Consider the following 12,150-nt stretch of genomic DNA (forward strand, 5'->3'; position numbering starts at 1 on the left):
AGTTTTATACTCTTATAAATCAATTACTTTGCCATAAATTAAGAGCAGATATTTTGTCAGTTTTTGAAGATCAGAAACTCTACCCGGCGATTAATGCGATGATCTTCTTCACGGCAGTCTGTAGTACCTTCACAGATTTTACGAAGCTCAGAGTTGCCTTTGGCTACAGCCTTTATGCGACCTGCTATTATACCTTTTTTTAGAAAATAGGCTTTTACCGCATTCACCTGGTTAGTTGTCAATTCGAGTGCGTAAGCAGCATCCATGCGTGCATCCGTATGTGTAGTTATTTCTACAGATGCCAGTTTATCTTTTTGAAGCATGGCAATAATGGAGTTCAGTTCCTGCTCATCTTTAGGTGTTAAACCTGTACCATTTGTGTAAAAAGTCAGATGTTTTACAACATCTATTTGTCCTAACGAATTTACAATAGTGTGCGAAGTGTCCGCCGTTAGCTTTGTGCTGGCGCGTGCAGATATATAAAATGTAAAACCCTGGTCTTTAGTCCGTCCGTCCATCATGAAATCGCCACTGGCGGTATAAAGCGCAATGGGGTCGGAGGTAGTAATATCAATTTTGTTATCCACTTTTAAGATGAAATCCTGGTTTAACTTTATGTCGCTAAATGAAAATTCTCCCTTGTGGTTAGTAGTAGTTCTTGCAACTGAATCGCCGTAAAAGTTGAAGAGGTACAATTTGATGTATTTAATTGCTTCGTTTTTATCTGAAGATTGTGCAAGTTTTCCAACGACATCTTTTTTAATGGGTTGAATGTTTTTGTGATCATCCAGAATATTTTCCAGTTCCGTCATCTTTGGGTTAATAGCCAGCACCAGTCCGGCTTCATCTATCAGAATATCTGTAGGCAAACTGCTAACCCCATATTTTTTGCACACGTCATCCGAGTACCCGCGAACGGCTATGCCATTGGTGAAAAGTGAAAGAGAGTCTGCAACAATGGCTTCTTTCCAGGCATTTTTATCCGTCTGTACAGCTACGGCTATAACCTCAAATCCTTCCGCGTTTCTATATTGCGCTGTTTTGTAACGTTGCGTTAAACGCGTTAGCTGCTTATTGGCCACTCTCGATTTTTTAACACTGCTGCTCCAAAAATGAAGAAGAATAATTTTCCTCATATAGGGCATGGTATAACTTTGAATGGTGTTTTCCTGAAGATTAAGAATGAAAGATGGCGCTTTTGCACCTGCAATCAGAAGCGAAGAATCCCTTTGTGAAAAACTCGTCGCAAAGAGAAAGATAAAAAGAATGAAAAATTTATACTTCATTATTTGATAATTAATTTATCAAGGGCGGTAATCAAATCTTCACCACGCAAATTTTTATTAATTATAATTCCTTTTTCGTTTATTAAAAAATTTCCGGGAATACTGTTGATGCGGTATTTGGCAGCAGCCTCACTGCCCCAGCCCATTAGATCACTCACATGATTTGACCAGATCAAACCATCTTTAACAATAGCTCTTTTCCAGGCATCAGCGTTTCCATCCAGAGAAACACTGTAAATTGTAAATCCATCCCCTCCTTTAAATGTCTTGTCCTTATAAAGTGAATAAGCATTAACCAATGACGGATTCTCCATCCTGCAAGGCCCGCACCAGCTTGCCCAAAAATCGATGAGGACAAGTTTTCCGCGCAATGAAGAGAGACTCATTACCATTCCCTCGGGATTCGTGTAAGAAAGTTCTGGAGCCAGGTTTCCAAGATTTAAGCCCACTGCGGGCTCAGATTGTATACCCGATGTGTCGTACGACTCTGTTCCATGGTCCTTGCATTTAAAAGAAACTGCAATAACCAACAAAGCGGCAAAAAACAAAGGTGTTATATATTTCATGATGATTTTCGAAGGATTTGTGCACCAATGGCGTTTAAACGACCATCGATGTTTTGATAACCTCTGTCAATTTGGTTGATATTAAAGATTGTACTTTTGCCTTTTGCACTCATGGCCGCGATAAGTAAAGCCACGCCAGCTCGAATGTCGGGACTGGCCATTTGAATAGCACGAAGCTGCACTTTGCGGTCCATTCCCATAACTACAGCGCGATGTGGATCACTCAAAATAATTTTAGCTCCCATATCAATAAGCTTATCTACGAAAAACAAGCGGCTCTCGAACATTTTTTGATGAATAAGAACATTCCCTCTTGCCTGTATAGCTGTAACAAGTGCAATACTTATAAGATCGGGTGTAAAGCCTGGCCAAATGGCATCACTTACAGTAAGTATCGAACCATCAATAAAAGTATCAATTTCATAGCTTTCTTGTTCTGGAATAAAAATATCATCACCTCTGCGTTCGAGCTGAATTCCAAGTCTGCCAAAAATAGTAGGGATAATCCCAAGATTGTCGTAGCTCACATCTTTAATAGTAACTTCCGATTGCGTTACGGCCGCCATTCCAATAAAGGAGCCAATCTCAATCATATCAGGAAGTAAACGGTGCGTTGTTCCTTTAAGTTCTTTCACACCTTCAATCGTCAATAAATTTGAACCAACGCCACCAATTTTTGCACCCATTCGGTTAAGCATCTTACAAAGCTGTTGCAGATAAGGCTCGCAGGCTGCGTTGTATATGGTTGTAATGCCTTCAGCAAGAACCGCTGCCATTACAATATTCGCTGTGCCGGTAACTGATGCTTCATCCAGCAACATATACGCCCCTTTAAGATTCTTTCCTTCTACTTCAAAAATTTCGTTCTCTTGTTGGTAGTTGAATTTGGCACCTAAAGCCTCAAAGCCCATAAAATGCGTATCCACGCGGCGGCGCCCAATCTTATCTCCACCTGGTTTTGGCATATAAGCCTTTCCAAAGCGCGTCAACATAGGCCCAACAATCATCATACTTCCTCTTAATCCGCCACCTTTCTTTTTAAAATCAGGCGACACGAGGTAATCAACATTAACATTATCAGCCTGAAAAGTATATTCTTCATGGCCGGTTTTTTCAACCTTTACACCGAGTTCATGCAAAAGCTCAATAAGCTTATTTATATCAACAATATTCGGAATATTTCCGATTACAACTTTTTCTTTAGTTAACAGAACCGCGCAAATAACTTGTAAAGCCTCGTTTTTAGCGCCCTGTGGAATAATATCGCCTTTTAATTTATGCCCACCTTGTACTTCAAATATTGCCATATAGAAGAATTAAAATTTTCTATTGTTTTTATGTTTGTGATTGTTATTGTTATTCTTGTGTTTATTGTTTTTGTGGTGGAATTTTTTATTATTGGTTTGTCCACGCAACTCCTGGTGAGAGCTTAAAGGCGCCGTGCCTTCAACTTTTAATTCCCCGCCCGAAAGTTCTGAGAGATTTTTGAGAATAACATCGTCTGTAATAGTATCCTTATTCCAGTTGAAATAAGATTTTTTAAGATGATTGGCTATTTGCCTTGTCAATTCATTGCGTTCCGGACCCTCAGCAAGAGACCTGGCTTTTTTTATGATCTCTTCAATGGTTTTACCGTAATGTTTGTAACGGATGCGACCCTTGGGATATTCAAGTAGCTTTGGTTTTTCCTTAAAAGTTTCTGCATTTGGCATTGGATAAGGACTATCAACATCCAACTTGAACTGTGAAATAATAAATAAGTGGTCCCAGAGTTTATGGTTAAAATCAGCCACATCCCGCAGTGGGGGATTAAGCTGGCCCATTATTTGTATTATAGCCCTTGCGCATAAATTCCGTTCATCTCTATCCTGAATCGCACAACAATACTCTATCATTCCTTGGATATTTCTTCCGTATTCAGGAATTATTAATCTATCTAACTGTGTATTATATTCCATTTTATCAAAGTATAAATATACTCAAAAATGATATGGCGCTGAATTTAGCCTGTATTTTAATAGACAAAAGCCTGTTAGTAAAAAGCAGAATCACTGAATTTTCTTTTTTCTTTTTTTTCTTTACCTCCGAAACGCCCGTGATTAAAGGGTTTTTAAAATAAATGCGAATAAATGATAAATAAAGTTTGTAAGTACATAAAGAGTTAGTATTTTTGCCCTCCCGTTTTTTGAGTAGTGAGAGTGCAGGATTGAGAGGAGAGAGAAAAAAGTATTTTATTTTAAAAAATATTTGGAGAATGAAAAAACAATTAGTACTTTTGCCCTCCCGTTTTTTGAGTTATTAAGGTGCAAGATCAGGAATTAGTTCCTGAGTATTATAGAGGAAGGGATTCCGATATTGTTACAGAGTGAGAGAGAAAAAAATATTTTTAAAATAAATTAAAAAATATTTGCAGGATAAGAAAAGAAGATGTAATTTTGCACCCCCGAAACGAAAGAAGAAAAGAAAAGTAGAGAGAGATTAAGTGGGACACGTTCTAAAGACTGACATTTTGAAGGAAAGATAAAGGAGTAGGTAACTACAAATTAATTGATCCGAAAGAAATATAAGACGTTCATTGAAAAGATTGGTAAACAATAATGGTAAGTGATTCGCTCATTAAATTGAGTAGTATTACGAACAAACACATTAGCTTTAAATGTACGCAAGTACAACTAGCCCTTGAGGGATGTTGCAAAAGACAACATTACGTCCTTAAGATAATAAAATATGAAATGAGCAATAGCAAGTTTTCCATGTAGTGATACATGGTAAATCTAGAGGACAAACTTTTTTTTACAATGGAGAGTTTGATCCTGGCTCAGGATGAACGCTAGCGGCAGGCTTAATACATGCAAGTCGAGGGGCAGCAGGATAGCAATATCGCTGGCGACCGGCGCACGGGTGCGTAACACGTATACAATCTGCCTTTAACAGGGGGATAGCCCGAAGAAATTCGGATTAATACCCCATAACAGAAGATTCGGCATCGAATTTTTTTGAAAGCTCCGGCGGTTAAAGATGAGTATGCGTCTGATTAGCTAGTTGGTGAGGTAACGGCTCACCAAGGCGACGATCAGTAGGGGATCTGAGAGGATTAACCCCCACACGGATACTGAGACACGGATCCGACTCCTACGGGAGGCAGCAGTAAGGAATATTGGACAATGCCCGCAAGGGTGATCCAGCCATGCCGCGTGCAGGAAGACGGCCCTATGGGTTGTAAACTGCTTTTACACCGGAGAAAACCTATCCTCGTGAGGATAGCTGATAGTATGGTGAGAATAAGCATCGGCTAACTTCGTGCCAGCAGCCGCGGTAAGACGAAGGATGCAAGCGTTATCCGGATTCATTGGGTTTAAAGGGAGCGTAGGTGGACTGATAAGTCAGTGGTGAAATCTCCGAGCTTAACTCGGAAATTGCCATTGATACTGTTGGTCTTGAGTATAGTTGCCGTTGGCGGAATATGACATGTAGTGGTGAAATACATAGAGATGTCATAGAACACCGATTGCGAAGGCAGCTGACGAAACTATAACTGACACTGAGGCTCGAAAGTGTGGGGATCAAACAGGATTAGATACCCTGGTAGTCCACACTGTAAACGATGATTACTCGCTGCTAGGGGGCAACCTTTAGTGGCTTAGCGAAAGCGATAAGTAATCCACCTGGGGAGTACGCCGGCAACGGTGAAACTCAAAGGAATTGACGGGGGCCCGCACAAGCGGAGGAGCATGTGGTTTAATTCGATGATACGCGAGGAACCTTACCAGGGCTTGAAAGTTAGGGAATAACTCTGAAAGGAGTTAGTCAGCAATGACCCGAAACTAGGTGCTGCATGGCTGTCGTCAGCTCGTGCCGTGAGGTGTTGGGTTAAGTCCCGCAACGAGCGCAACCCCTACCATTAGTTGCCAGCGGTTCGGCCGGGGACTCTAGTGGAACTGCCCGCGCAAGCGGTGAGGAAGGTGGGGATGACGTCAAGTCATCACGGCCCTTACGTCCTGGGCTACACACGTGCTACAATGGCTATTACAGAGGGCAGCTACATGGCAACATGATGCAAATCTTCAAAAATAGTCTCAGTTCGGATTGGGGTCTGCAACTCGACCCCATGAAGCTGGATTCGCTAGTAATCGCGCATCAGCAATGGCGCGGTGAATACGTTCCCGGGCCTTGTACACACCGCCCGTCAAGCCATGAAAGCTGGGAGTATTTAAAGTCGGTAGCCGTAAGGCGCCGCCTAGAGTAAAACCGGTGATTGGGGCTAAGTCGTAACAAGGTAGCCGTACCGGAAGGTGCGGCTGGAACACCTCCTTTCTGGAGCCATCCCTCAAACAAGGGTGTCTGTTATGTAATATATAGTTACTTACTATTTTTTGTTTATCAATCTTTTTTAAAATTTTGGAATAACCCAAGACAAGAGCTGGGTGAAAGAGCTTGGCCAACAGGCGGAAGGATTAACACAGTCCCGTAGCTCAGTTGGTTAGAGCACTACACTGATAATGTAGGGGTCAGCGGTTCAAATCCGCTCGGGACTACACAAACAGTCAACAGTCAAAAGAAAGCAGCAAGCAGTGAGAACTGGAGTCTGCTGACTGAAAGCTGCAGACTTGTTAGCTTGAATTTTGGGGGATTAGCTCAGCTGGCTAGAGCGCCTGCCTTGCACGCAGGAGGTCATCGGTTCGACTCCGATATTCTCCACAGGAATACTTCTTTACAACGGTAAAGATTTTAAATTGAAAAAATGAGGAATAAGCTCTAAAGGAGAGCAAAGATCAGGAAGTAAAATTTTTGATTTAAGAGATACGGTTCGACTCCGTTATTCTGGGCACATTGATTCTTTACGAAGAATTAATTACGTTCATTGACATATTGATAAAGACACGAGAGCCAATTTTAATTTATTAAGATTGGTGAACAACAGATAGACTTTTTTAAATAAAAGATCTATTTTAAATTCATGAAGTTAAACACATGAAGAGTGGAAAGAAACCACTTAAAAAAACAAAATTCTTTGGCATGCGGAGCAAAAGCTGCATACCGTGTCTCTGAGGTATTTAATTACATTGGAAGACAAAAGAAGAAAGTAAATAAGGGCGCATGGAGGATGCCTTGGGTCTTAGAGGCGAAGAAAGACGTGATAAGCTGCGATAAGCTACGGGGATTGGCAAATACGAATTGATCCGTAGATTTCTGAATGGGGCAACCCGGTATATTGAAGATATATCACCTAGCAATAGGAGCAAACGCTGTGAACTGAAACATCTAAGTAACAGCAGGAGAAGAAAATAAATAATGATTGCGCAAGTAGTGGCGAGCGAACGCGCAAGAGCCTAAACCAGAGTAATTACGGTTACGCTGGGGTTATAGGACTACAATGTGGACTTAAAGTTTATAATAGAACAGGTTTGGAAAGGCCGACCATAGAGGGTGATAGTCCCGTATATGAAATGAATTTTATACCTAGTAGTATCCTGAGTACTGCGGGGTCGGAGACGCCCTGTAGGAATTTGCCGGCACCATCCGGTAAGGCTAAATACTCCTAAGACACCGATAGTGAACTAGTACTGTGAAGGAAAGGTGAAAAGAACCGCGAACAGCGGAGTGAAATAGAACCTGAAACCATGCGCTTACAAGCGGTTGGAGCCCTTAAGTGGGGTGACAGCGTGCCTTTTGCATAATGAGCCTACGAGTTGCTCTTTACTGGCAAGGTTAAGGACTTAAGGTCCGTGAACCGAAGCGAAAGCGAGTCTGAATAGGGCGAATAGTCAGTAGAGGCAGACGCGAAACCTTGTGATCTACCCTTGGTCAGGATGAAGTTCCGTTAACCCGGAATGGAGGTCCGAACCGATAAGCGTTGAAAAGCTTCCGGATGAACTGAGGGTAGGGGTGAAAGGCTAATCAAACTGGGAAATAGCTCGTACTCCCCGAAATGTCTTTAGGGACAGCGTAGAGGTTAAGTCTTATAGAGGTAGAGCTACTGATTGGATGCGGGGGAAGCGATTCCTACCAAGTCCTGACAAACTCCGAATGCTATAAGATATACTCTGCAGTGAGCCCGTGGGTGCTAAGGCCCACGGACGAGAGAGGGAGAACTCAGACCAACAGCTAAGGTCCCAAAATCTATACTAAGTTGATATAACGTGGTCCGATTGCATTGACAGCCAGGATGTTTGCTTGGAAGCAGCCATTCATTTAAAGAGTGCGTAACAGCTCACTGGTCGAGCGATTGGGCGTGGATGATACTCGGGCATCAAGTATAGTACCGAAGCTTTGGATTCAACACGTCAAGTGTTGTCTGGTAGGGGAGCATTCTAACTGCGTTGAAGAAGTTGCGTAAGCGCTATTGGAGCGGTTAGAAAAGCAAATGTAGGCATAAGTAACGATAAAATAGGCGAGAAACCTATTCGCCGATAGACTAAGGTTTCCTGAACAACGATAATCGGTTCAGGGTTAGTCGGGTCCTAAGGTGAAGCCGAACGGCGTAATCGATGGACAACTGGTTAATATTCCAGTACTAATACCACTGCGATGGAGAGACGAAAAAACGTAAATGCTGCGAACTGACGGAATAGTTCGTTTAAGCCCGTAGGGTTACACTTGGTAGGCAAATCCGCCAGGTGTCTGAAAGGTGAAAGTACCTTGAGTCGTCAGACAAGAGGATATGCATCCAAGTATGTTTCCGAGAAAAACTTCTAAGCTTCAGGTGAGTATTACCCGTACCGCAAACCGACACAGGTAGTCAAGTAGAATATACTAAGGCGCTCGAGTGATCCGTGGCTAAGGAACTAGGCAAATTAACCCCGTAACTTCGGGAGAAGGGGTGCCTGCAGCAATGCAGGCCGCAGAGAAATGGCGGTGGCGACTGTTTAACAAAAACACAGGGCTTTGCAAAAACGAAAGTTGAAGTATAAGGCCTGACACCTGCCCGGTGCTGGAAGGTTAAGAGGAGAGGTCATCGCAAGAGAAGCTTTGAATCGAAGCCCCAGTAAACGGCGGCCGTAACTATAACGGTCCTAAGGTAGCGAAATTCCTTGTCGGGTAAGTTCCGACCTGCACGAATGGTGTAACGATCTCCGCTCTGTCTCAGCCACGAGCTCGGTGAAATTGTGGTATCAGTGAAGACGCTGATTACCCGCAACGGGACGGAAAGACCCCATGCACCTTTACTATAGCTTAACATTGATTTCGGGTAAGTGATGTGTAGAATAGGTAGGAGGCTTTGAAGCAGTGGCGCTAGCCATTGTGGAGCCGAAATGTGAAATACTACCCTTTACTTACTAGAAGTCTAACTCTGCAAAGAGGACATTGTTTGGTGGGTAGTTTGACTGGGGTGGTCGCCTCCGAAAGGGTATCGGAGGCTTTCAAAGGTCCGCTCAGTACGCTTGGTAACCGTACGTAGAGCGCAATAGCATAAGCGGGCTTGACTGTGAGGCCGACAAGCCAAGCAGGTACGAAAGTAGGATATAGTGATCCGGTGGTTCCGCATGGAAGGGCCATCGCTCATAGGATAAAAGGTACGCTGGGGATAACAGGCTGATCCCTCCCAAGAGCTCATATCGACGGGGGGGTTTGGCACCTCGATGTCGGCTCGTCACATCCTGGGGCTGGAGAAGGTCCCAAGGGTTCGGCTGTTCGCCGATTAAAGTGGCACGCGAGCTGGGTTCAGAACGTCGTGAGACAGTTCGGTCCCTATCTGTTGTGGGCGTTAGAAAATTGAGGGGCCCTGACTCTAGTACGAGAGGACCGAGTCGGACAAACCGCTAGTGTACCTGTTGTTTCGCCAGAAGCACCGCAGGGTAGCTATGTTTGGATGAGATAAGCGCTGAAAGCATCTAAGTGCGAAACTCACCTCAAGATAAGTTTTCTTTATAAGGATCGTGGTAGACTACCACGTTGATAGGCTACAGATGTATAGGCAGTAATGTCAAAGTCGAGTAGTACTAATTGTCCGTAAGCTTTCTTAAAAAAATATTTTAAGATTAGCCTGAAGTGAAAGTTCGCTTTCTACTTCAGGCTGATAATCTTAATTAATCTCTTGTGTCTTTATTCAATATTGTTTTAATTTATTAATTATTACGAGTTGTTTTATGGCGGGTTCTAAACCCAAAATAATTACTAAACAACCCGAAATAATGATCCCTTTATGGCGTCTATTGCGGTGGGGATCACCTCTTCCCATTCCGAACAGAGAAGTTAAGCCCACCTGCGCAGATGGTACTTGGTCTAAAGCCCGGGAGAGTATGTCGATGCCAATTTTAAAGTCAAAAAGCCTTACAGAAATGTAAGGCTTTTTGCGTTTATATAGGTTGCTATAACCTTATTTTAGCACACCCGCAAGCCCCTTAACTAAGCTCAGGCCAATGGATGGTAATTGGTCTAAACCTCAAACTATCCAGCCAGCAGGGTAGGTCAATGCCTCCCAATAACTATCAGCTTTAAGTCAAAAGCCCCACGAAAGTGTAGGGCTTTTTGCGTTTAAATAGGTTGATATAACTTAACCACACCAGTATGCACTCCTGCTAAGCTCAGCCCAATGGATCCTCCTAGCTAGTCTAAACACGTGAAATGTTGTGGCAGCAGAGGAGGTTGATTCCTCCCGATTTCTATAGGGATTAAAATTCAAAAACGTCTTACTGAAATGTTTGAATTTTTCGCTAAGTATGTTGTTTAAAACTGCTTTATTTGAGATTATACACCTGCAGCATGCGCTTGTTATACCTAAGACGGACGTGTGGGGCGCTATTTTAAAGAATAAGCGTTCTTAACTATGTTTCAAGGTTTTTTTTGTTGGACATCAGAAAAAGCTATTGTAGTTGTACTTTCACGAGGACTTAAATAACTTGCTCCTGTTATCTTACAGGCCACTGAATTGCAATAGATAAAGCTAGTACTTATGCATTAAGCGTTCCGCATCCATCTGTGAGCGTGAACCTATTCATCTCAGATAGGGTTTTAGACTTTGAATTAAGAGTTTTACGAAGGGGTTAGTGTGATAATTTTAATTATCAGAAACATTGATCGACGGATTCGGATTAAAAAACTTTATATACATATCATTATAAAAATCCGGAAAATCATTTGATGTAATGCCAGGATCAGGGACGGATTTTAACCAGGATTTTAGCTTAAAGTGTTGGTAGGCATAAACCGTGTTGTTGTATTTTACGGAATAGTTAATGAGTTTAACTGAGTGCAGGCTAAAAAATGTCACCAGAACTAAAAAAGTTGTCGAAAGAGAAAGTGTTCTTAATAGCCGGAGATGGTTAAATTTCTTCATAAGAAAATGTATCAGGTACATGATAAGAAAAATATTTAAAACATTGGTGAGAAACCAAATCCTCTGTCCGGTAGCGGTATTACTGAAAACGATAAGATAAAAGGTAAAAGTTATTATATATCCTGCAGTGCATATAAGTAAAAGTCGTTTCAAGTTAATTCGAGAGGACAAATCAGGAAGATGAAGTGCGATTACAAATGACAAGAGTATGCCAATGAGAAGGTACGGACTGAACTGAGATGTCACTAAACTGTAAAATGAAGCAGAGAAGCTGCTGGTTTGAGTTCCTTTTTCATACAGCATGCGGCTGAAAGATCCCGATGTGAAAGTGAAAAATAGAATGAGCAGTATGTTTAGTGCTAAAAATACAAGAAGTTGTTTCCTTTTTCTTTGTGAATATTTAAAATTATTGATGAGAAGAATGGCAATAGCTGCATTGCTGAAGATAGCAATGTGCTCAGCTCCACTAGCAATTATGAATACTGAGAAATAGATCATTGAATAATTAAGATGTTCTTTCAAAATTAAGATGATGGAAAGTATGCAAGGAAGCAGATAAATTAAAAAACAAGGATACCAGCCGAAAATTTCGGCAGGTCTTGTGCAGATAAAAAATAGCGAAGCAAAGAAGAGCACGGAAACTAAGTACGAATCGATTTTAGTGTTTGCTGTTTGAAAGTGATCAGCAACTATTTTTTTGAAAGTAACGATACTGTAAATGAAAACTGCGGAATAAATTACGCCTGTGAATACCCACAAATAGGCCATATTCGGACATAGCTTCCAAACCAAAAAAAGTAATCCCGAACCAAAAACTCTGGGTGTCCAGGTTGAATACAGGGAGCTTAAATAATTTATGGAGCCTAATTCATTTAAAGAATTAATAAAATTTATTTCATCTTTGTTAGGTCGGATCGAAAAAAAGTAAACTTCGAAAAATAATATAACCGAAAAAACAATCAGACATTTTAAGACCGTCGACAACAAAATCTTACCGTACAAGGATTGGAGATATTTTATG

Annotated in this window: 5 protein-coding genes, 2 tRNA genes and 3 rRNA genes; 5 read left to right on the forward strand and 5 right to left on the reverse strand. The window is 41.8% G+C overall.

Annotated elements, in window-relative coordinates; all coding sequences use genetic code 11:
* Positions 1–56 precede the first annotated feature (56 nt).
* Genes CNR22_15630 through CNR22_15645 form a run of 4 tightly spaced genes read right to left on the reverse strand, consistent with a single transcriptional unit; the run spans position 57 to position 3,810 of the window.
* Positions 57–1,286 carry a hypothetical protein gene (locus CNR22_15630; protein ID PBQ33150.1) on the reverse strand — a complete coding sequence of 410 codons (1,230 nt, stop codon included), beginning with the start codon at positions 1,284–1,286 and terminating at the stop codon, positions 57–59.
* Positions 1,286–1,852, reverse strand: coding sequence for an alkyl hydroperoxide reductase (locus CNR22_15635; GenBank protein PBQ33151.1), 567 nt, complete (start codon positions 1,850–1,852; stop codon positions 1,286–1,288). The genes CNR22_15630 and CNR22_15635 overlap by 1 nt, the downstream gene beginning before the upstream one ends.
* Positions 1,849–3,159, reverse strand: a complete 1,311-nt coding sequence (murA, locus tag CNR22_15640) for a UDP-N-acetylglucosamine 1-carboxyvinyltransferase (GenBank protein PBQ33152.1) — start codon at positions 3,157–3,159, stop codon at positions 1,849–1,851. Before murA ends, CNR22_15635 begins: the two co-directional genes overlap by 4 nt.
* A 9-nt stretch (positions 3,160–3,168) precedes the next feature.
* Complete coding sequence (locus CNR22_15645; protein PBQ33153.1) at positions 3,169–3,810, reverse strand: hypothetical protein; 642 nt, start codon at positions 3,808–3,810, stop codon at positions 3,169–3,171.
* A gap of 835 nt (positions 3,811–4,645) precedes the next feature.
* Between CNR22_15645 and CNR22_15650 the strand changes: the two genes are divergently transcribed.
* The 5 genes from CNR22_15650 (at position 4,646) to rrf (ending at position 10,107) form a co-directional block, all read left to right on the forward strand.
* Positions 4,646–6,173 (forward strand): 16S ribosomal RNA (locus tag CNR22_15650).
* A gap of 140 nt (positions 6,174–6,313) precedes the next feature.
* Positions 6,314–6,387 (forward strand) — tRNA-Ile (locus CNR22_15655).
* Between the two features lie 89 nt (positions 6,388–6,476).
* A tRNA-Ala gene (locus CNR22_15660) sits at positions 6,477–6,550 on the forward strand.
* Between the two features lie 379 nt (positions 6,551–6,929).
* Positions 6,930–9,816 (forward strand): 23S ribosomal RNA (locus tag CNR22_15665).
* A 178-nt stretch (positions 9,817–9,994) separates the two neighbouring features.
* Positions 9,995–10,107, forward strand: a 5S ribosomal RNA gene (gene rrf / locus CNR22_15670).
* The 16S, 23S and 5S rRNA genes sit together here with 2 tRNA genes alongside, the layout of an rRNA operon.
* Before the next feature lie 743 nt (positions 10,108–10,850).
* Here rrf and CNR22_15675 read toward each other — a convergent pair.
* Positions 10,851–12,131: a hypothetical protein gene (locus CNR22_15675; GenBank protein ID PBQ33154.1), complete on the reverse strand. Its 1,281-nt coding sequence runs from the start codon at positions 12,129–12,131 to the stop codon at positions 10,851–10,853.
* Positions 12,132–12,150 lie beyond the last annotated feature (19 nt).

Source organism: Sphingobacteriaceae bacterium, from assembly GCA_002319075.1.
In the GTDB taxonomy this organism is placed as follows: Bacteria; Bacteroidota; Bacteroidia; order B-17B0; family Aurantibacillaceae; genus Aurantibacillus.

Bases quoted from the DNA above. Each gene is read 5' to 3' on its own strand.
- CNR22_15630 (PBQ33150.1), bottom strand. From the start codon at position 1,286: ATGAAGTATAAATTTTTCATTCTTTTTATCTTTCTCTTTGCGACGAGT.
- CNR22_15635 (PBQ33151.1), bottom strand. From the start codon at position 1,852: ATGAAATATATAACACCTTTGTTTTTTGCCGCTTTGTTGGTTATTGCA.
- murA (PBQ33152.1), bottom strand. From the start codon at position 3,159: ATGGCAATATTTGAAGTACAAGGTGGGCATAAATTAAAAGGCGATATT.
- CNR22_15645 (PBQ33153.1), bottom strand. From the start codon at position 3,810: ATGGAATATAATACACAGTTAGATAGATTAATAATTCCTGAATACGGA.